The organism is Luteolibacter sp. SL250, from assembly GCF_026625605.1.
Taxonomy (GTDB): Bacteria; Verrucomicrobiota; Verrucomicrobiia; order Verrucomicrobiales; family Akkermansiaceae; genus Luteolibacter.
Window position 1 is genome coordinate 4,112,431 of record NZ_CP113054.1, and the last position, 21,899, is coordinate 4,134,329.

Consider the following 21,899-nt stretch of genomic DNA (forward strand, 5'->3'; position numbering starts at 1 on the left):
TTTTCCGGCCATCGGAGGGACGTCCATACGGGCGTCCCTTTTCTTCCTCCAACCAACCTCATGATGCGGAAGCTCATTCATTCCCTCATTCTTTTCTCCATCGCGATGTGCCAGACACACGCGGATGATGCTGCCGGACAACCGAAGGAAGGCTGGACGGATGTCCCGATCCGCATCCCCGCGCGTCAACTGGACATCCGTTCGGAAAACACCGGACGCACCCACCGCATCTTCATCCACGTTCCCTCCACCCCCGCTCCGGCGGAGGGCTTCCCCGTCCTCTACCTGCTGGACGGAAACGTGACCTACCCGCTGGCCGCGCTGTTGCAGGACGGTATGGTGGAACGGGCCGCCGCTCATGGCATCACGCCCGGCATCATCGTCGGCATCGGCTATCCATCGGAGGATAAGATTTCGCCCGCCTTCCGCACGGAGGACTACACGCCGCCAGCCGCGGACCTGTCCGCCACGGGGGATGGCTCCGGCCACCCGCAGGGTGGAGCCGACCGCTTCCTGGATTTCATCGAAAAGGAACTCAAGCCCCGGCTCGCCGCGGACTTCCACATCGACCCGAAGCGGCAGACGCTTTTCGGCCACTCCTACGGCGGCCTCTTCACCCTGCACACGCTGTTCACCCGGCCGCACGCCTTCCAGGGTTACTTCGCGGCCAGCCCGTCCATCTGGTGGAACCAACGCCACATCCTGACGGAGAAGGATGCTTTCCTGAAAGCGAAGGACGCCACCACACCCGCCGCACGGCTGCGGCTCACCGTCGGATCGCTCGAGCAGACACCCTCCCCCGCCCACCAGGCGGGCGGTCGCGCGGGACAGGTCACCGACCGCCGTCAGGTGGACAACTCGCGGGATCTCGCCAAAGACCTCCGCACCTCCGGCATGGACGTGGAGTTCCTCCTGCTGGAGAACGAGAATCACGGCTCCGCCCGCACTGGCGCCGTCAACCAGGCGCTCCGCTTCGCCTTCGCCGCCCCGGCCCGTTGATGCGGCTCCCGGCCTTGAAAATACCGGCACCTGTCCCACCTTACCGCCCGACCGGCAAATCCACCCACCCCATTTTCCACCATGAACTTCCGCATCCTCGCCGCCGCCTGCTCCATCGCCATCGCCGGTCCGCTCCATGCGGCGGATGAGAAAGTGACGCCCTATCAGCTCCCCGGCACGTCTGACCGCATCATCAAGTCCGCCTCCGGAGCGGAATACCGCATCATGGTGTCCGTGCCGGAAGGCAAGGCCCCCGCAGGCGGCCACCCGGTGACCTACCTGCTGGATGGCGATGATCTCTTCCCGCTGGTCACCAGCCTGCTCCGCCTCCAGGCGGGTACCGGAAAGGCGGCGAAGCACAACGGCATCACGCCCGGCATCGTCGTTGGCATCGGCTACCCGGATGCGTCCCGGCGGGACCTGGACTACACGCCGCAGTCACCGGCAGGCCCTCCGGAAACCTACCGCGACGGCAGGCCCTACCCCGCCCGTCCCGGCGGCGGCGCGGATGGCTTCTTCAAGTTCATCCAGGAGGAACTCAAGCCGCTCATCGAAAAGGAACACTCCATCGACACCTCCCGCCAGACGCTCATGGGCAACGGCTACGGCGGCTTGTTCGCCCTGCATGTCCTTTTCACCAGCCCCGCGTCCTTCCAGACCTATGTCGCCGCCAGCCCGTCGGTCTGGTGGAACAACGGCTACATCCTCACCGAGGAGAACGCCTTCACCAAAAGCCTGTCAGGAAAGGATCTCTCCGCGAAGCTGGTGCTCACCGTCGGCGACATGGAGCAGTCCCTCTCCCGCGTGGAGATCTCATGGCCGGACGCGGATGAGCGTGAGGAACACCGGCTCAAGGTCACCCGCCGCAGGATGGTGGACAACGTGCGCGAAATGGCATGGCGGCTGGAGGCGCTGGCCCCGGAAGGACTGGAGACCGACTTCCGCGTCTTCCCCGGGGAAAGCCACAAGTCCGTCATCCCCCTCTCCCTCAACCACGCGCTTCCACATATCTTCCCGCCGTCCGGGAAGTGACGGCGGGGATAGAGCTGTGCGGGTAGGAACCGCCACCTCCGTTTAATCGGAGATATACGATCTGTGCGGACACTCCATCGTCTGGTTCAATGGACGCATGGTTTCCCTGCTCAAGAGGTCCGGAGTCATTGGCGTGATGAAATTCCTGCTGCTGGTTGGCTGCGGTCTGACATGCGGACTGGCGGAGGATGAGTTCACCCGGCAGACCCAGTTGATGGAAAGTCCGCGCGACCAAGTGCAGGATCATTTCGGCAATGCCGTGGCCATCTCCGGGGACTACGCGGTGATCGGCGCTCCGGGCGACAACGAAGGCGGGTTCGGTGCGGGAGCCGCGTATGTTTATGTCAGGAAGCCGGGCGGCTGGGAACAGCAGGTGAGGATCAAGAAACCGGGCGTGTGGAAATTCCAGGATTTCTTCGGCAGTTCCGTGGCCATCGACGGCAACACCATGGTGATCGGTTCCCCCCATGCGAAGGTTTTCGAAGAGGAACTCCACGACATTTCAGGTGCGGCCTATGTCTATGTGAGGACAGGTACCGTCTGGAATCTCCAGGCGATCCTCGCTCCATCGCACCCATGGCTCGCCCCCCGCTTCGGTTCGAAGGTGGCGATCGAAGGCAACACCATCGTGGTGGGCGCACCGGGGGATCACGGCGGAACCAACGACCTGAACGGCAAGGTGGTGGATGAACCCGGGGAGATGAACGACCGCATCCTGGACACCGGAGCGGCCTATGTCTTCACCCGCAATGGGACAAGCTGGACAGAGGCCGGCTACCTGAAAGCGGCAGATACGGTGAACAACATGCATGACGTTGCCGGCTTCCAGCGTGAGCATAGCAATTTCGGCGCGGCGCTGGCCATCGAGGGCGGGACCATCGTGGTCGGGGCCTACGGCATGGACCGCGGGGTGAAGGTCAAGGAAGGGATCCAGTTGAGCGCAAAGTCCTATGAAGCGGGGGGGGCCTACGTTTTCACCAACCAGAGAGGGAAGTGGAAGCAGGCCGCCAAGCTGATGTCCCCGGACGCCCATGTCACCGACCGTGAACTCTTCGGCACTTCCGTGGCGCTGTCCGGAGGCACGCTGGTGATCGGCGCCCCCAGGGCATCGACAGGTGTTTTCCAGTCCGGGGCGGCCTACGTCTATCGGGGTGGCGGCCCGAGCTGGGCGATGATGAAACGCCTCCAGGCCAGCAATGCGGATCCACTGGACAGGTTCGGCGCCAGCGTGGCCATCAGCGGCCGGACCATCTGGGTGGGAGCACCGGATGAGGCGGGATCCGACTACGGCATCAATGGCGATGAAACCCTCAACGACCACGTCGGCAGCGGTGCGGTCTATGCCTTCGAAGGGGCGGGCGGAGCATGGACGCAGAAGGCCTACGTCAAGCCGGAGCGTTTCCGTACCTCCGGCATCGGCACTTCGATCGCGGTCGATGGAAAGGACACCTTGCTCGGCCATGGCGTTGCCGATGAGGTCGTTTTCTTTGACTCGGAAGCTCCGAAGCCGGTCATCTTCATCCACGGCGTGGCCGGCAGCGTGCTGCGGAGCGGAGGAAATGAAATCTGGCCGACGGTGGTGCCCACCAACGTCGCCGCGCTGAACCTGCACACCGGCCCGACCGACACCGAGGCAGTCGATGTGGTCCGCGAATATGACGTCGGCGGCGCCGGACTGCAGGTGGAGCAGTTCTACGGACCGTTCATCCGCTACATGGAAAAGAGGATCGGCCACCGGGAGTTCCCGTTGGAGGGCCAGCGCAGCCGCCTGACCTCCGGCTACATGGCGAGCACCACGTTCGAGCGCAAGCCGACGTTTTTCGTGTTCCCCTATGACTGGCGGAAGCCCAACGCCAGCCACATGGCGACGCTGCGGCAATACATCCAGAACATCCGCCAGCTCCACGGCGGAGAGAAGGTCAGCCTCGTCGTCCACAGCATGGGCGGGCTGGTGATGCGGCGCTACCTGCTGGAGTACGGCACGGAGGACATCGACAAGGTGGTCACCGTCGGCAGCCCCATCCTCGGCGCGCCGGAGGTGTCCCACCGCATGCTGACGGGAAATTTCTTCGGCGTCGCTCCGGTGGACTTCATCAACAACAAGGTGATGAAGGACGCCATCGCCACCATGACCGCCGTCCATGAGCTGCTGCCCTCCTCACTCTACCACCAGCACTGGGGCTTCCCCCTGTTCCAGGAAAGGAATGTCGATTTCAACAACAACGGCCTGTCGGACGAGGGCTATGACACCAGCCAGTTCCGCTCCATGGTGGACCATGAGGCGCCCTTCGCCACGCCATCCATCAGCAACATCCAGTTCCACTCCTTCATGAACGGCCGCCAGGACGATTGGTCGGCGGATGACAGTTCCGTGAAATTCCTCCACATCGTGGGCAAGCAGGCGGTGGACCGGACGACCGTCGGCGTGGAGGTGGAGACGCGGTCCATCATGACCGGGCTGGACGCCCTCATCACCCCGCACCCCACGCTGCGCTTCAACAAGGTCTATGGAGAAGGCGACGGCACCGTGCCCATTCTCAGCTCCCGCCGCCTGCCGCAATACCTGCCCCCCGGTGCACTGATGCGCGAGATTTCCGAGCCGATGCCCGGGGTGGAGTCCGGCGCGCAGCCGCCCGGCACCTCCGCGGAGCACACCGCCCTCATGTCCAACGGCCAGGTGCTGACCATGATCGCGGAATTCCTGCAAACCGGCACGCTGGAGGCCGCGCCGGCACCCGCGCCTTCCGCGCCCGCGAAGAAAAACGCCCCACGCAACGATCCCCCGCCCACGCTGGCCGAGGCGCTGGACAACTCCGGCCTTTCGTGGGACCCCGGTTTCGAGTTCCCATGGGCCGGGCAGACCACCGTCACCCATGACGGGGTGGATGCCGCCGGCAGCGCACCCGGCATCGGCAACGGCCAGGAAAGCGTCCTGTCCACCTCCGTCGAGGGCCCCGGCACCTTCTCCGTCTGGGTGAAGGTCCGCTCCAGCTTCGGCGGAGACATCTTCCAGGTGCGGCTCAACAACGAAGACATGGAAGGCGTGGCCGTCTTCGGAGACCAGGACTGGCAGCAGATCGAGTTCGATATCCCGGAAGGCTCGCACAACCTCGCGCTCGTCCACATCAACCATGCAGAGCCATCCGAGGAGCAAGGCGTCTGGCTGGATGAGGCCACCTACGTCCGCACGGTGCCCTCGATGCTGGTCACGGAGGCCGATGGCACCCCCCTGAACCATGACTACTCCACCATTGGCTTCGGCCGCGTGGCACCCGGCGGATCCGCACAGGCCACACTGCAGGTCTCCAACGAAGGGAATGTCCCGCTGGAAGATGTGGCAGTCACCCTGCAGGGGGATGACGCGGCCAGCTTCTCGATCAGCACGCTGCCCGCCACGCTCGCCCCCGGGGCGACCTCCACGATCACCGTCACCTACACGCCACCGGCGGGCAGGACGGTATCCCAGAGCGCCTCGCTCCGTTTCACCAGCAACGATCCCGACCAGGGAGAGATCGTGATCGGCCTCGCGGGATCCACTCCGCTCGGCCGCCGCATGATCAACGTGCTGGGCGCGGGCTACGTCGGCATCCGCGATGGCAACGGCATCATCAACACCCGCGTGAGCGACATCGCCGCCGGAAAGATCCCCGGCGTGCAGGTCACCTACGGCGGTGAGGAGCCATGGGTAAGCATCGACACCGACAGCGGAAAGGATCTCATTCTTTCCGATGACACCACCGACGGCCCGGTGGATATCGAGATCATCGAGACCGATGCCGCCGGAACCCCCATCGCCTTCTGGCGCTACCGCTTCAACCCACAGGGCGGCGGGTGGCGGCTGGCGGTGCCCGCATCGCTCGCACCGGCGCTGGATGTGGACCAGAACGGCGACCACACCTTCGCCCCCGGCGAACGCGTCGCCCCGCTCCACACCGACAGCGGCCCGGGCATCGACCTCACCCCGCCGGACGTCACCCTCCAGCTCTCCCGCTCCGGGGAAAACATCACGCTCCAGCTTTCCGGCAGCGATGACGGAGGCGGCATCGTCCTGCGCTACAGCATCGACGGCGGCGCGTTGCAGACCTTCAGCGGTTCCCTCTCCTTCCCCGCCGGCACGGCCGCCAGCGTCCGCGTCTTCGCGGAAGACCCCGCCGGCAACCTCTCCGGAGTCATCGAGACCGCCATCCAGCCGCCGCTGGCTATCTCAAAGGACCAGCCCGGCTCGCTCAAACTCCGCTGGCCCGTCGCCGACGGCTACATCCTCCAGGAATCCACCGACCTCAATGGCACCTGGACCCGCTCCGATCTCAAGCCTGCCAGAGATGGTGCGACCTCCTCCGCAGCCATCCAGCTTGGAGGGGAAGGACCGAGGAAGTTTTATCGGTTGATCGCCAGTCCGGTCAGGAGGTGAGGGTGTCTTTGGTAGCGTAATGGCTGCGCCATTACGGCTGGGTGCATGGGATGCGATCTCCGGATTCCAACAGGGGATGGACGCCATCCTTTGATTCTTTGCAGGGACGCCATTCCATGGATGACATCGCCTCCATGCGGACCCGCAGGTAGGAAGGAGGATTCACCCAACCGTAATGGCGCAGCCATTACGCTACCGAGACGTGTCGGCGCCCACATGGATCATCGGCGGGACGCCGATGCCACGGCATGCTGCGGGACGCAGCAGCCACATCCGCCCTTCACTCCAGGATCAGCACCGGCATGGTGAACCACACGGTTCCCTCCGCCTTGAGCCGGGGGCCGTTGTCGAGGAGGAAGACGGTCTGGTAGCGGAGGGGGAACTTCGGGCCGCGGAAAGATTTGTCATCCTTGCCGCCCCAGTGGGCGGTGCCTTCGTCGAGCGGGAACTGGACGTAGTTCCAGCCCTTCCACGTGACGGGCTTGCCGGATGGCTGCCAGACTCGGTCGAGCGCGTCCTGGATGCGCAGGCGCGGGTGCAGTCCACTACCATTCCCGTAGATCCACATTCCGAACTGGGCACGGCCACGGTCGGAGCCGTCGCGGCTTTTCAACAGCGGGCCTTTGCCACCCGGATAGACGGTGGCGTATTTCCAACCGTCGCCAAAGCGGTAGTCCAGCCGCATGACCTTGCCCGCACCACCCGGGGAGGGTTCGGGCGCGGCTTCCTCCTTCAATGTGAAGACACCCTCCACCTTGGCATCTCCTTCGCCACCGGCCTTCGCGCCGTCCAGCGGTGACTCATCCACGGGATGGAAAGCGAGCGGCCCGACATCCGAGACCACGGCATCCCCGACGCTGAGGGTCGCGCCCATTTCATAGATCTCCTGCGGCGCGGTGGTCAGCGGGAAGCTGACATCCACGGCGGCCTGTCCGGCGGGGACCTTCACCGCGCGCGTGGTTTCCTTCACCTCCACTCCTTTCAGCCCCTTCAGGCTGACAACCGAGTCCAGCTCACGACCGGAAAGATTCTCCACCTTCAGGATGATCTCCTTTCCGGAGCTGGGGACGACGGACAGCTTCACCCGCAGCGCCTCCGGCGTGGCGGACAGCTTCGCGTTCGTTCCCGGGAAAACATAATAGACCGGCTTCTCCGTGATCTGGAACTCCAGCCGCCCGGCGGACGCGACGGCATCCGCGCCCTGCTCCCCGAGGTGGTCCACCACCTTGAACGCCCCGTCATCGGCGGGCAGGCCGACCTTCCGGGTGATGGGACGGGAAGACCAGGCGGCGACGACCGTTTCGCCGTCCTTCTCGAACAGCAGCGCGTAGAGGTCGGAGTCGCCCAGCGTCAGGCGCTTCACGAAGCGGTGACCGGCCAGCACCTTGTTGAAGGTCCGCGCGGCATGGTAGGAAGGCTTCGGGTCATAGACCGGACTACGATCCTTATGGTAGGTGTGCCGCACCGTGCCGAAGTTGTGCTCCGCTTCCGTCGCGTCCGGGCCGTCGTCATGCCAGTCATACCAGATGGAAATGGGGATGCCGTTGGCCGCGTTGATGAGCCACTGGCGCGGCAGCATCATCCCCTGCGTGTCCGCGTCATGGCCGGTCCAGACGGAGGAGTAGCCCCACTCGCCGGAGATCAGGTCGATCTTCTTCCCTTTCGGCGCATACTTGCCGATGAGCCTGCGGGCTTCATGGTAGTCGATCTCCACGGACTCCGGCCCCGTGTGACGGTAGGGGTGGACGGTCACACCGTCCCACCACTCCAGCAGGCCCGCCTTGAAGCATTCCTCCAGGAAGGCGAAGTCCATGCCCGCCGTCGCCGGTCCGCTGAGGTACTCCGCGGGGTGCGCGGCCTTGATCGCCTTCGACGTGTGGAGCGCCATCGCGGTGTACTCATGCACGTTCGCGGTCGGCTTCCAGAACCCGCCGTTCGGTTCGTTCCAGATCTCCCAGCAGACACCCCTGCCCTTGAAATGGGAAACCGCGGCGAGCGCCCATTTCGTGAACGCCTCCCGCCCCTCCGGAGTGCGGACGGACTGTTCCTTCTCATAGAGCCGGTTCGAGTAATCCAGGATGTAGTACGCCTTCAGGCCGTGCTTCTCCAGCGCGGCGGTCAGCCGGTCGAAGGCGGAAAAATCATAGACGCCCTTCTCCTTCTCCGTGGAACCCCACGCGAAGTCCATGCGGATGTGGTGGAACCCGGCGGCCTTCAGCATCTCCAGTTCACCCGGCCTCGCGTCCGTGAAGTGGATGTTCACCCCGGACGCCCGCGTCACATCCGCAGCCGCGAATCCACCCGCCGGGAGCAAAAGCGCCCCCACCAACCAACCCAACAACCTCGTCTTCCTGAGCATATGACTATGAGAAATGAAAGCACCCGCGGAGGCTTCCCGCAGGCCCCTTCCCTACGCGCCGGGAGGGCGGTTTTTTTCACCGGCGGCAGGGCCGGCTCAAGCGGGGGGATCCGCCCGCAGGCCCGCCAGCAGGACCTTTTCCGCATGTGCCGCCGCGCGGGCCAGCACGTCCTCCCTGCCGAAATCCAGACCCAGCGAACGGGACAGCGTGTGGCGGTTCGAGAAATAGATGCCCGTCAGGCCGATGAGGCTCGTCAGCACCAGCCGTGCGTCCAGCCCCTTGCGGAACACACCCGCCGCCGCCCCTTCCTTCAGCAGTTTTTCCAGATGCTCCAGGATAGGGTTTTTATTCATCCCGCTCTCCTCCACCGCCAGGTGGCGCCCCTCGTTGAGGTTCTCCCACTGCAGGATGCGGACGAACTCCGGGTACGTGCCGTGGAACGAGAAATACAGGGAGACCACCTTCCTTAGCCCCTTCACCGGGCCGTCCTTCTCCGAGTGGGAATCGATCATCCTTTTCTCCAGCACCTGAAGATCCGCGAACACATGGTTCACCGCCGCCCGGTAGATCCCCTCCTTGTTGCCGAAGTAGTGGTAGACCATCCGCTTGTTCACCCCGGCCGCCGCCACGATCTCATCCACCGCCACCCCGTCGAACCCGCGTGCCGCGAACAGGCGCGACGCCTCCGCCACCAGCCGGGCCTGGACCCCTCCGGGGATCCGCTTCCTCCCTCCCCCTTCCTTCCGTTCTTCTGGTCCTTTGCGCTCCGCGGACGGCATGCACCAGTGTCCCACCACCCGCACCCGGTGGCGAATCATTTCACTTGCCATCCCAATCCCCAATATGTAACCAGATGGTTACTTTATGGAAATGGCGATCTCCGGTCCATCGTTCCTCCCTTCCGCCGCATCGGTCGAAGAGTCTCTCTCCGCACCCACGCCGGAGCTTGTCAGCGAGGTCTCCGGCATCCGGGAGCCCGTGGGGATCCTTGGCGCCGGGGGGAAGATGGGGCTGCACGTCGCGCTCATGATGCGGCGGGCGCTCGACCTCGCGGGACGCCGGGACGTGCCCGTGGTGGCCGTCTCCCGCTTCCCCGACCAACGGACGCGGGGCGACTTCGAAAGCCGCGGGGTGAGGACCATTTCCGCGGATCTCATCGACCCCGCCGCGCTGGGGGAGCTACCCGGCTTCGGCTCCGTGTTCTTCCTCGCCGGGAAAAAATTCGGCCATGGCGGGGATGCGGACGAGCTGAAGACCTTCAACCACGACATGCCGGCACGGGTTGCGGAGCGTTACCGGGAAGCGACCATCGTGGCGCTTTCGACCGGTTGCGTCTACCCGTTCGTCCGGCCGGAGACGGGCGGCAGCCGTGAGGGTGACGCCATCCAGCCACAGGGCGCCTATGCGGAGTCCTGCCACGGCAGGGAGCAAGCCTTCGCCGCGGTTGCCGCCCGCCACGGCACGCCGACGGCCATCATCCGGCTGAACTACTCCGTGGAGTACCGCTACGGGGTGCTGCTGGACATCGCGCGGAAGGTCCGCGCGGGAAGCCCGGTGGATGTCACCATGGGATACGTCAACGTGATCTGGCAGCGAGATGCCGTCGCGCACATCCTGCGGGCGCGGTCGGTGGCCTCCAGCCCGGCGAGGATCCTCAACGTCGCGGGCACGCCCGTCATTTCCGTCAGGGAGATCGCGGAGCGGTTCGGGCGGCAGTTCGGAAAGAAACCCGTCATCACCGGCAGGGAGGAAGCGGATGCGTGGCTGAGCGACGCCTCCTGCGCCCACCGTCTCTTCGGCCCGCCGGAGACCCCGCTGGACGAGATGATCCGGAGGGTCGCCGCATGGCTGGCGGAGGGCCGCGAGACCCGTGAACAACCGACGAAGTTCGAAACCCGCGACGGGAAATTCTGACCATGACGGACCTGCGGCAACATCTCCTGGAAGGCGGCGTCATCCCCGCGCTCCCGCTGGCGCTGGACTCCAGCCGCCGCCTTTCCCCGGACCACCAGCGTGCCATCATCCGCTATTATGTCGCGGCGGGCTGCAGCGGCATCGCCGCGGCGGTCCACTCCACCCAGTTCGCGATCCGTTCCCCGGAACACAACCTGCTGCGTCCGGTGCTGGAACTGGCGTCGGAGGCCATCGATGAAGCGCTGCTCCGGGCACCCCGGAACTTTGTTAAAATCGCCGGGGTCTGCGGCCATACCAACCAGGCGCTGGAGGAGGCCAGGCTCTGCCGCTCGCTCGGCTATCATGCTGCGTTGGTGAGCATGGCCGCCTGGAAGACCGGAAGCGAAGCGGAGATCCTGGACCATTGCCGCCGCGTCGCGGAGATCATCCCCATCATCGGCTTCCAGTTGCAGACCGCCGTCGGAGGGCGGGAGTTCTCCGTGTCATTCTGGGAACAGTTCGTCAGGATCGACAATCTGGTGGCCATCAAGGTCGCGCCGTTCAACCGCTTCCAGACCCTCGACGTGGTCCGCGCGCTCGCCGGATCCGGCAGGACGGACGTGGCGCTCTACACGGGCAACGACGACAACATCGTCGTCGATCTGCTGACACCGTTCTCCTTCGGTACGGGGGACGGAGCGCGGCGGCTGTGGTTTTCCGGCGGCCTGCTGGGCCACTGGGGCGTCTGGACGCATGCCGCCGTCGCCCTGTTCCAACGGATCATGAAGGAGCGCGGACTATCCGCGCTCGATCCCTCGCTGCTGACCACCGCCGCCCAGGTGACCGACATGAACGCCGCCTTGTTCGATCCCGCCCATGGTTTCTCAGGCTGCATCCCCGGCATCCTGGAGGTCCTGCGGAGGCAGGGGCTGGTCCCCACCAACCTCTGTTTGGACCCGTCCGAAGTCCTGTCACCCGGACAAGCGGAGGAACTCGACCGGGTGTGCGCGGCCTACCCCCACCTCACGGATGACGGGTTCATCGCGGAGCATCTCGCATCCTGGCGTTCCGGCTGACACCCGCCTCCCCCCTTTCCCGCCTGACAAACCCGACGTCCCCCGACCAACCACAAGCCCATGATCAAAACCATGAAATGGATCCCGAATGCCCTCCCTGTTTTGTTTCTGATCACCTCCGCGAACGCCACCGTGCTCTTCAACGACACGTTCTCCGACGGCGACCGCACGAACGCCGCCCTTCCGTCCAGCGGCGGGTGGATCCTGGCCGGGGGCGGGACCCTCAGCAGCACGGTCGTTGACGGCGCGCTGGTCTCCCAGTCGTCCAGCTCCACCTTCGCCATCGTCTCCGCCTTCAACGGGCACACCCTCGCAGCCGGGGAATCGATCATCCTTTCGTTCTCCGTCACGCTCAACTTCAACGGCAGCGCTTCCTCCGGCTCCTTCCGCATGGGGTTGTTCAACTCCGGCGGAAACTTCCCCACCGGGGATTCCAGCGGCACCAACGGAGCGTCCCCGGCCTTCACCGACTGGGACGGATACAGCTTCTGGTCACCCAACGGCGATGTGACGGGGCAGTCCACCAACATCCGCGAGCGCACGGACAGTGACCCGGTCCTCTTCGGAACCTCGGTCAACTCCAGCCGCAACTCCGCCGCCTACACGTCCGGCGCGTTCACCAACGGCCCCACCTACCAGGGGGAGTTCAGGCTCCTCAACAACGGTTCCTCCCTCACCATCACCGCCACCCTCGGCGGTGCCTCCCAAAGCTGGACGGACACCAGCCCGTCCACCACCACCTTCGACTCCCTGGCATTCTTCGCCGGAGGCACGCCCATCGGCGCGGACGGTTCGTTCACCCTGGACAATGTGATGGTGGAGACCATCCCGCAGCCGTCCTCCATCCTCCTCATGGCCGCCGCACCCGCCGTGCTGCTGCGGCGCAGACGCTGACCATCATCCGCTCCCACACCATCCACTCCATGCACCTCCCCATCATCCGCACCTTCGCCCGGTTGTCCCGCTCCATGGTCGTCCTGTCCGTTCTCGGCGCGACCGCCTCCGGCCAGGACGGAAAGCGCCATCCCACCCCGGAGGAATGTCCGGCATTCTCAAAGCCGGCGTTCATCTCCCAGCCGCCCGCCCGCGCGTATCCGGGCGCCCTCTTCGACATGCGGCCCGCGGTCACCGGCGGGACATGGCCCTACCGGTTTTCCCTGAAGGCAGCCCCAGCCGGGATGACCATCGACGGACGGACCGGGACCATCCGCTGGCAGGCGCCCAAGAGCACGGGTGAGGCGCGGATCACCATCGCACTGGCGGACCAGGCGGGCAGGACCGCGGAGCAGGATTTCACCGTGAAAGTCGGTGAAGAAGGCTTCCACTTCGTCAGTCCGACCGGGGATGACACAAACCCCGGCACCTTCGCCAAGCCATGGAAGACCCTCATCCGCGCCGCCCAGCCGGTCGCGGACCCCGCGCACACCACCCTCTATCTCCGGGGCGGCACCCACCTTGTCGAAAAGCCCGCCACCCCGGGCAAGAACGACCTGAATGTCCTGAAAATCTCCGACACCTCCCCCCGCCGGTGGATCGCATGGCCGGGGGAGAAGCCTGTCATCGACCTCGGCTGGACGGAGGAAAAATGGAAGCACGCCCTCGGTGAGCTGGTCGCCCAGGCCGATGCCGACCCCGCGAGGAAGGACCTGGAGCCGCGGAAGAAATACTCCAGGGCCACCACCATTTCCATGGGCCACCGCATCTACATCGCCGACGGCACCGACCACCTGACCTTCGACGGACTGGAGATCCGCAACGCCAACTACTACATGTTCGTCATGTGGAACGGCAGGCTCCGCGGGCTCACCTGGCGGCGCTGCAACCTCCACCACCTCTACGCCGACGGCGGGGAGAATCCGGGCTTCATTTTCGGCTACGCCGCGGCCCGCAAATATGAACGCACGCCCGGCATGGAAAAGGCATCCCCGGAAGCCGCCAATCCCTTCGGCAGGCGTCCGCAGGCGGAACCCTACCTCAATACCGTCATCCAGGAATGCACGTTCTCCGACCGCCGGTATGACACCCGCTTCCAGTCCGGCCACGGCGGCGGCATCATCTGGTACACCACCCAGGGCAGCCTCATCGAGGACAACCGTTTCAACCCGATGGACCACGGCGTGACCATCAGTGACAAGGACAACGGCTGGGAGAACACCTACCGCAACAACGTCTTCAAGGGCGACTTCAACATCTCCGCCCAGGGCACCGCCGATGCGATCGACATCCACCACAACTTCTTCGATGGGAACGTCACCATCGGCAAGCAACCCGGTTGGCTCCGCAACATCTGGTTCCACCACAACTCCGTCCGCGGCGCGCTGCAGATGATGGGCGGCGGAACCTTCGGCCCGGACCAGATCGATCCCGCCGGACGTCCCCTCGACGGCCCCGCGGATCCGGAAGTCCAGACGCTGGTGAGGAACCATCCCATCACCGAACGCCTCGTTTTCGCCTGGAACAATGTCCTCGCCCTGCCGGAGAAACCTCACGGCGAGACCGGCACCTACACCAGCCGTGTGCCGTCGGGCCCCGCCTTCGCCAACCGCTTCCGCTTCGTCTGGTGCGACCGCAACCTGGTGGACGAAGGCGCCCGCATCAAAGCCGGCTACACGAAAACCGAAATGGACTGGGGTGGCCTCAGGGCCTGCGGGATCGACGTCAACGGAGCCCGCGCGCGGATCACCCTCGATGCGGAGGGGAGGCTCCCCGCGGATTCACCATGGCGCGGCACCCACGGCAGGGACGCGGGAACGCTGCCGGTGAAGCGCTGAACGGGAAGCGTTCCGGGAAAGCAGGATCCATGAGCGCACCATCACCCCCGCGCGTGTGGGCGGAGATCGACGGATGTGCGGTCCGCCGGAATCTGGAGGTGGGACGCTCCATGGCGGGCCGGGCGGACATCATGGCCGTCGTGAAGGCGGACGCCTACGGACACGGACTGGAGGCGGTCGCGGAAATGCTCCGCCACTCCGGCGTCAGCTTCTTCGGCGTGGCGAATGTCGGTGAGGCCCGACGGCTCCGTGCCGCCGGAGTGCAAACCCGCGTCTTCCTGCTGGGGGCGACCTGGAGCGGGGAGCGTGAGGAAGTCGTCGCCAACGGCTGGATCCCGTGCATCTCCTCGGTGGACGAAGCCATCGCGTATGACACCACCGCCAGGCACCAGGGACGGATGCTGGACGTACACCTCGCGGTGGACACGGGCATGGGAAGGGGTGGGTTTCTTCCGGAGGAAATCCCCTCCGTCTTCCCCGTCCTGGAAAAGCTGGGGAACCTGGAGTTCGGGGGGATCTGCTCCCATCTGGCATGTGCGGATACGGACCCTGCGTTCACCGAACGGCAACTCGGGCGCTTCCGCGAAGCCATCGGCATGCTGGGCGGCCCCGAACGGTTCCGGTGGCGGCATGTCATGAACAGCGCCGGACTTCTCGGATATGATGGATCTCCATGCAACCTGCTGCGGATGGGCCTGATGATGTATGGCGTTTCACCGTTGCCCGCGTTCCAGGAAAAGCTTTCGGCGGCGATGAGTCTGAAGTCCCGGGTGATCCTGGTCCATGAACCACCGCCGGATGGCGGGCGCCCTGGAAGAACCGACGCCCCCCGCAGGAGGCTGGCGTTGGTGGGGGCGGGCTATGGGGACGGGTATCCCGCCCGGGCCGGCGGGAACGGAGGCGAAGTCTGGATCAAGGGGAAGCGCTTCCCCATCTCAGGACGGATCGCGATCGACCACCTGACCGTGGATGTCACGACCGGGCCCTTGATCACGGAGGGAGACGAGGTCGAGTTGTTCGGGGAGCATGTCCCCGTCGCCGAAGTCGCCGGGAACGCGGGAACAATCCCCTGGGAGATCCTGACCGGCATCGCCCCGTGGGTGGAGCGGGTATACCGCTGAAGCGCCCGGCAGGGAGTCCCCCACCGAATTTACCACGGCGCAACACCCACGGCAGGGACGCGGGAACGCAGACAGCGAAGCCGTGGAGCACGGGCACCCGTGGAGCGCTTGCCTCCCGTCATGGGAATTTCGCGCCGACAATGAGTTCAACGATATCGCGCAAATCCTTGGAAACGATGCGCCCCGGTTATCTTCAGGTCCTCGACCATAGCGAATCCGTCACCGTGTCAGTGAAGAGCGCGCTGACAGGACAGACGGGAGTGTAGGATATACCTCAACAAGTAACGCAGACAATCCCGATTTCTCCATCCAAATCGTTCGTGGAACACCGATTTGCCCGATCACCCTAAATGAACAGAATCCTTACCCAGATCTTCTCGAATCAGTTGAGTTCCCTGAACGCTCATCCCTCGCTCGTTGCGAATTTAGTCGCTCAAGATGCTCCGTGGCGCGTGCTCGTAGGAAATCGATCTGAGAGTCGTATTCTATGAGAAAGTCACGGTCTTCAGGCGAGAAGGACTTGCAGAGGTTCGCCCAGGTATGACGGCAATTGTCGATGAACATCAAAGCCCTTTTGAAATCGTCGTGGCTCATTGAAGTCACAACCATCGTCTCAGCCTGCCTCATCATATCGCGGAAAGTTGCCCGTTCCGCTGTCATTTCATTGCGTGCGGATCGCCGATTCGAGGTTTCGCGCCTGATGACGCGGAATTCGTCCCTCAATTGACTGAGTTCTAGCAGAATCAACTGTTGGAACTCGGTAGAGGCTTCGGGCGCGCTGATTTCAGGCAGGGAAGCAGGTTTGCTCAGGGCAAGTAGTTTGACGATCGAATTTATTCCTTTCCCTGCCGCGTGTTCGGCATGAGTAGCCTCAATCGATTCCGCGATCTTCGTCTGATCTTCTAGAACTTCATGATAGATTCGCTCGCGTCTGTATTCAATGTAGCGTAGTGGCGAGATGTCGAATATGGGAGCTGTCCCAACCTCCTGAATAAGGCAAACAGGCTTATCAAATGCCTGCCGAAGTGCCAGCTCAAATAGAACATTGGGATTACGGGAGCTAAGATCACACACGGCCATTGGCGCTTCCAGAAGTCTCTGGAGGATGTCGAGGTGGATGAGGTTGCTCTGCTTCACCTGATCCGCGCGAAATCCATTAAATCCTGCTTTCTTGCAGGCTGGCTTGATGATACCGTCGAAAACGTGCTGGAAATGTCCCTTTGGATACCCATCGCAGTCAGCAATTGGCATAATCACGAAGCAGTCAGGCTCAGCTTGAACTGTGGCGGGCGGCTTTTGCTGCGCAGACATTCAGAAGTCTTAGAGTTATCTTATTTTAACGTCTTTCCCCTCAGTCTCCATCAGTTCCGCGAATTTGGACCACGAGAGTCTTTTCTTGTTCACAGAATTACCAGACGGAAGCCATTCGATATTTCCTTTGCTCACTAAAACGGAGCCAAGTTTTTTTCCGTCTTTCTTGACTTCAATTGTAACGTCCTTGTGTAGAAGAAACTTCGTTGCGATGTCTAAACTTACTTCGTGCGCCATGGGTACTAGGGAAAGGAATGAACAACATCTTAAATTTGAAGCTCAGTTCAAGCGCAAACGTGGCTACTTTTTGGGATCGGAAAATGCAATCTTTCTGTTAGAGAGATCTCACAATTATTCGAATTAATCACGAACATTCGTTCGAATTGGAGAGGTGGTGAGGCCTACAATCAGATTCAAACATGCTGGGCGTTCTCGAATCACCGTGTGACGCCCCTCTGTGAGTTTTGGTGGGTAAATAGTGATCGCAATTTTTCCGGCGGCCAGCGCCTACATTCATAACCCTTCAATTATGAATAGAGAATTCTACCCGATACGAACGAGTGACCTACTGATTACAAATCAGCGGTTGCTCTGCCCACTAAGAACAAGATTAACAGACCACTGTCCGTTTCAGGTCCGATCAGATGCAACCCATCCCTCAATTCCCGCCCCTCCCCCGTCGTAACTCTAACCGGAGTGCCGCCGTAAGTTCCGGCCACGATCTCCAGCCCCCTACGCTCCGCCCTCTCACGCTCCCCCCTCTAACAGAAACTCCGCATTACTCCGGCACGGTGCCGCATTCATGAAAAGTTCTGCCGCTTTCGTCAAAGGCGGCGTGCCTTTCCTGATTGTCCGGGCATATCGACATCGGTTGTGCCGTTGATATCCAACCTTTCCTTTGTTTCCGGCATCCGCAGCCGGACCCTTGTTGTTCTGGCCGCCACCGTCACGGCCGCATCCGCGTTTCCGCCGGCGCCCTTCCACACCCTCTACGGGATGGTGAGGGATGAGAACGGGCAGACGCTGCGGGTGGATGGCGCGCGGGTGGTATTCTACAAGAACGGCACGGAGTTCCTCAGCGAGACCATCACGGAGACGGACCAGCCGGACCAGAACTACCAGATCCGCCTGCGGATGGACATGCTGCGCAACGGCACGCAGAGCTACACCTCCCTGGCCAACAACACCGGGAACGTCTTCACCCTCGGCGTGGTGCTGCACGACGTCGTCTATCACCCCATGGAGATGTCCACCACCCGCACGGTCGGGAAGCCGGGGGAAAGGATCCGGCTGGATCTGACGCTGGGCGTGGATGCGGACGGCGACGGCATCCCGGACGCGTGGGAGGAAAGCCAGCTCTACGCCGGCGGGCACCTGCCCGGCGAGGATGGCTGGGACCTCTCCAAGCTCGACCGCAACGGTGACCTGGACGGCGACGGTCTCTCCAACTGGCAGGAATACCTGGCCGGAACCTATGCCGCGGACCCGACGGATTTCCTCACCATGCGCATCACCGCGCGGTTCCCGCGCAGCCTGCGGCTGTCGTTCCACTCCATTTACGGAAAAACCTACACGCTGGAGTCCTCCACGGACCTTGTGGCCTGGACCGCCGTCCCCCTCTACCTGAGCAATCCGGACCACGACATGGACAGCGGGACGGACGACCCGGAGACATCAAACGCCCCGGAGTATCCGACGGACGCCTTCAGCCCCGACAGCCCACCCGCCGCCCAGACCAGCCTGCGTGCCACCGGCTCCGATCTGACCCACATCTACACCCCGGCGGATTCCGCCAAATCCACCTACTACCGCGTCCGCGTCCGATGAAAAGCCCCACCGTCCTCGCCGCCGCCGGCTGCCTCCTTTCCACCGCCTCCCTGCACGCCCAGTGGAAGACGGAAACCTACACGCTCAAGGGCGGGTGGAACGCCATCTACCTCCATGGCGACGCCACCCACGCCACGCCGTCCCAGTTGTTCGCCGGGTATCCCGCGGTGCTGGAAGTGTGGCGCTGGAACCCGAACCCGGACGCGGTGGAGTTCACCACCTCCCCGTCCCAGCCGTATGCCACCAGCAGTGAGTGGACCATCTGGAACCGCAATGACAGCGGGGAGCAGAAGCTGACCGCCATGGTCGGCCAGTCCGCCTATCTGGTGCGGTGCAGCGGTGACGCGGCCACCACCACCACCGTCTCCATCCCGCAGCGGCCCCTGCCGCCCAGCGCCACCTGGCTGGTCACCGGGGCGAACTTCCTGGGCTTCCCCGCCAATGCCTCCTCCCCGCCTGTCCTTTCCTCCTACTTCGCCAGCTTCCCCGCCGCGACCACCGCGCCGTCGAAGATCTACAAATACATCGGCGGGGACCTGGGCAGCGCCAACCCGCTCCAGATCTCCGCATCCTCCGAGCGCCTGAACCGCAACACCGCCTACTGGTTCGAGGCGGCGACGGTCGGAAATTTCACCGCGCCGGTGGAATACGAGCTGCCGGGGACGGATGGTGTCGCCTTCGGCCGCACCGGGAACGTCATCACCCTGGGGGTGATGAACCGCTCCACCAACGCGCTCACCCTGACCTTTTCCACGGAGGCGTCCGAGTCCGCGCCGTCCGGCCAGCCCGGCATCTCCGGCGGCGTGCCGCTGACCCGGAGGATCTTTGACAGCACGACCGGGAGCTACTCGGACACTCCGGTATCCGGTTCATTCACCGTCTCCGTCCCCGCCTCCGGACGGGTCAATGTGGACTTCGGCATCGACCGCAGCCAGCTCAACGGCACGCCGGACTCCCACTTCGCCTCGTTCCTGCGGGTGAAGGACTCCGCGGGGCTGAGCGACGTGCTGCTGCCCGTCAGCGCGCAGACCGCGTCCCCCGCCGGCCTGTGGGTCGGCCAGGTGGACGTCTCCACCGTGAACAGCACCGTGGCGGGCAGCCCCGGCAACACCACGGCCCGTCCGTTCCCGCTGCGGATGAATGTCCATGTGGACGCCTCCGGCACCGCACGCCTCCTGTCGCAGGCATTCGTCGGACCGCTGGCATCGGCGGGGAACGCGCCGGGCATCTGCATCCGCGAGTCATCCCTGCAGGCCGACCGCAAGGCGGAGGCGCTGCGGCTGGTGTCCAGCCAGATGCCGCTGGACCGCGCCATCCCCGGCACCGGTTCCTTCGCCGCCGGCTCCACCCTGCGGCACACCGTCACCATCCCCTATGACGATGCCACCAACCCCTTCGTCCACTCCTACCACCCGGACCACGACAACAAGGACGCGCGCATGGCACGCCTCAATGCCGGAGTGGAGAGCTACGACATCACCCGCGACATCACCTTCACCTTCACCGCCTCCCCGCCGGACGGTTCCTCCATCACCGGCTGGGGCACCACGATATACGGCGGCACCTATTCCGAAACCATCTCCGGGGTGAACAAGAACCCGCTCACGGTGGGCGGCACCTTCACCTTCCGCCGCGTCTCCGAAATCGCCGACATCGACCTCAACTGATCTCCCACCGCCCCGTTCCCGCCTGCATCCCTGCTTCCCCATCCCATCCACCCTCATGAAAATTCCCTTTGCCTCCCTTTTCCTCGCCGCCACCGCCGCCCTTTCCTTCGGCAACACGCCCATCCTCATGAGCTACCAGGGCCGCGTGAGTGATGCCGCCGGGGTCCTCATCGGTTCCTCCGCACCGGTCAACCGGACGATGACCTTCAAGTTCTACTCCACCAGCACCGGTGGCACCCCGGTCTATGCGGAGGCGCAGACGGTGACCATCTCCGCGGGCGAGTTCAGCGTGCTGCTCGGAAACGGAACGGGCGTCAGCACCTTCAGGGGACCCAGCGCACCCGCGGTGACACCCTACATCACGCTTCCCTCGATCATGAACGGCAACATCTACCTGGGTGTCACCGTCGATGACGGGACCGCCGCCGCGGATCCGGAAATCGCGCCGCGCCAGCAGCTCGTCTCCGCCGCCTACTCCTTCCGCGCCGCGGTCGCGGATTCCGTCGTCGATGGCTCCCTCTCCACCAACATGCTGGCGGACACCTCCGTCACCACCAACAAGATCGGCAGCAACCAGGTGACCACGGTGAAGATCGCGGACTCTAACATCACCACGGCAAAGATCGCCACCGGTGCCATCACCACGGACAGGATCGCCACCGGTGCCATCACCAACGACCGCATCGCCGCGAACGCCGTCACCACCGACAAGATCGCGGACAACACCATCGCCACCGCGGACATCGGCAACAACCAGGTCACCAACGCCAAGATCGCCAATGAGTCCGTCAACTCCGTGAAGATCGCGGACTCCTCCATTCTCAACGAGGACATCGCCGATGGCGCGATCTCCAACGGCAAAATCGCCGCCGGTTCCGTTGATCTCAACAAGCTGGTCGATGCGGTGAAACAGTCGCTCTGCCCACCCGGCACCATCATTGCCTACGCGGGTGACACCGCCCCCGCAGGCTGGCTGATGTGCAACGGTGCCGCCGTGAGCCGCTCCGGCTACGCGGACCTCTACAGCGTCGTGGGCAACCGCTTCGGTTATGGCAACAACAGTTCCACCTTCAACGTGCCGGACTTCCGCGGCCGCTTCCTGCGCGGCCGCGACGGAAACGCTGCTCGTGACCCCGACCGCGGTTCCCGGACCGCGATGAACCCCGGCGGCGCGGCCGGTGACGCCGTGGGATCCGTCCAGGGTCACGAATTCCTGTTCCACTCCCACGACTACCAGGACATCTACCACTCCGAATACAACGGCACCGTCACCTTGCCAAGCAACCGGGGTTCCGGAGACACCGACGGTGACAACCGCGGCTATGAAATCACCCGTACGTCCGCCGCCCGGGGCGGAAACGAAACCCGGCCGATCAACGCCAACGTCAACTACATCATCAAATTCTGAAGCCCCGGTCATCGGCCCCTTCC

At 64.0% G+C, this 21,899-nt stretch carries 14 protein-coding genes; 11 read left to right on the forward strand and 3 right to left on the reverse strand.

Annotation, left to right across the window (positions count from 1 at the left end; all coding sequences use genetic code 11):
- Positions 1–60: 60 nt before the first annotated feature.
- From OVA24_RS17865 to OVA24_RS17875, 3 genes are all read left to right on the forward strand, one after another.
- On the forward strand, positions 61–999 hold the full coding sequence (locus OVA24_RS17865) for an alpha/beta hydrolase (protein WP_267671477.1): 939 nt from the start codon (positions 61–63) through the stop codon (positions 997–999).
- 81 nt (positions 1,000–1,080) lie between these two features.
- Positions 1,081–2,031 (forward strand): alpha/beta hydrolase, encoded by a 951-nt coding sequence (locus tag OVA24_RS17870; RefSeq protein WP_267671478.1) that lies wholly within the window; start codon positions 1,081–1,083, stop codon positions 2,029–2,031.
- Between the two features lie 97 nt (positions 2,032–2,128).
- Entirely contained in the window at positions 2,129–6,442 is a 4,314-nt protein-coding gene (locus tag OVA24_RS17875; RefSeq protein WP_267671479.1) for an alpha/beta fold hydrolase, read from the forward strand.
- Between the two features lie 280 nt (positions 6,443–6,722).
- Here OVA24_RS17875 and OVA24_RS17880 read toward each other — a convergent pair whose 3' ends face one another.
- Both OVA24_RS17880 and OVA24_RS17885 read right to left on the reverse strand, forming a co-directional pair.
- Positions 6,723–8,801: a cellulase family glycosylhydrolase gene (locus OVA24_RS17880; protein WP_267671480.1), complete on the reverse strand. Its 2,079-nt coding sequence runs from the start codon at positions 8,799–8,801 to the stop codon at positions 6,723–6,725.
- A 96-nt stretch (positions 8,802–8,897) separates the two neighbouring features.
- Complete coding sequence (locus OVA24_RS17885; RefSeq protein ID WP_267671481.1) at positions 8,898–9,620, reverse strand: TetR/AcrR family transcriptional regulator; 723 nt, start codon at positions 9,618–9,620, stop codon at positions 8,898–8,900.
- A gap of 52 nt (positions 9,621–9,672) precedes the next feature.
- On the opposite strand from OVA24_RS17885, the gene OVA24_RS17890 reads away from it, so the two are divergent.
- The 5 genes from OVA24_RS17890 (at position 9,673) to alr (ending at position 15,663) form a co-directional block, all read left to right on the forward strand.
- Positions 9,673–10,716 carry an NAD-dependent epimerase/dehydratase family protein gene (locus OVA24_RS17890; RefSeq protein WP_267671482.1) on the forward strand — a complete coding sequence of 348 codons (1,044 nt, stop codon included), beginning with the start codon at positions 9,673–9,675 and terminating at the stop codon, positions 10,714–10,716.
- Complete coding sequence (locus OVA24_RS17895; RefSeq protein ID WP_345783446.1) at positions 10,713–11,771, forward strand: dihydrodipicolinate synthase family protein; 1,059 nt, start codon at positions 10,713–10,715, stop codon at positions 11,769–11,771. Before OVA24_RS17890 ends, OVA24_RS17895 begins: the two co-directional genes overlap by 4 nt.
- A 72-nt stretch (positions 11,772–11,843) precedes the next feature.
- Entirely contained in the window at positions 11,844–12,665 is an 822-nt protein-coding gene (locus OVA24_RS17900; RefSeq protein ID WP_267671484.1) for a hypothetical protein, read from the forward strand.
- Between the two features lie 29 nt (positions 12,666–12,694).
- Entirely contained in the window at positions 12,695–14,542 is a 1,848-nt protein-coding gene (locus OVA24_RS17905) for a putative Ig domain-containing protein (RefSeq protein ID WP_267671485.1), read from the forward strand.
- 29 nt (positions 14,543–14,571) lie between these two features.
- A complete protein-coding gene (gene alr / locus OVA24_RS17910; protein WP_267671486.1) occupies positions 14,572–15,663 on the forward strand; it encodes an alanine racemase in 1,092 nt (363 codons plus the stop codon).
- 363 nt (positions 15,664–16,026) lie between these two features.
- Here the strand turns inward: alr and OVA24_RS17915 are convergent, their stop codons facing one another.
- Positions 16,027–16,974, reverse strand: coding sequence for a hypothetical protein (locus tag OVA24_RS17915; protein WP_267671487.1), 948 nt, complete (start codon positions 16,972–16,974; stop codon positions 16,027–16,029).
- A gap of 873 nt (positions 16,975–17,847) precedes the next feature.
- Here OVA24_RS17915 and OVA24_RS17920 point away from each other — a divergent pair.
- The 3 genes from OVA24_RS17920 to OVA24_RS17930 are packed head-to-tail and all read left to right on the forward strand — an operon-like array spanning position 17,848 to position 21,876.
- A complete protein-coding gene (locus OVA24_RS17920) occupies positions 17,848–18,801 on the forward strand; it encodes a hypothetical protein (RefSeq protein WP_267671488.1) in 954 nt (317 codons plus the stop codon).
- Positions 18,798–20,468: a hypothetical protein gene (locus OVA24_RS17925; protein WP_267671489.1), complete on the forward strand. Its 1,671-nt coding sequence runs from the start codon at positions 18,798–18,800 to the stop codon at positions 20,466–20,468. The genes OVA24_RS17920 and OVA24_RS17925 overlap by 4 nt, the downstream gene beginning before the upstream one ends.
- A 55-nt stretch (positions 20,469–20,523) precedes the next feature.
- Complete coding sequence (locus OVA24_RS17930) at positions 20,524–21,876, forward strand: tail fiber protein (RefSeq protein ID WP_267671490.1); 1,353 nt, start codon at positions 20,524–20,526, stop codon at positions 21,874–21,876.
- Positions 21,877–21,899: the final 23 nt, after the last annotated feature.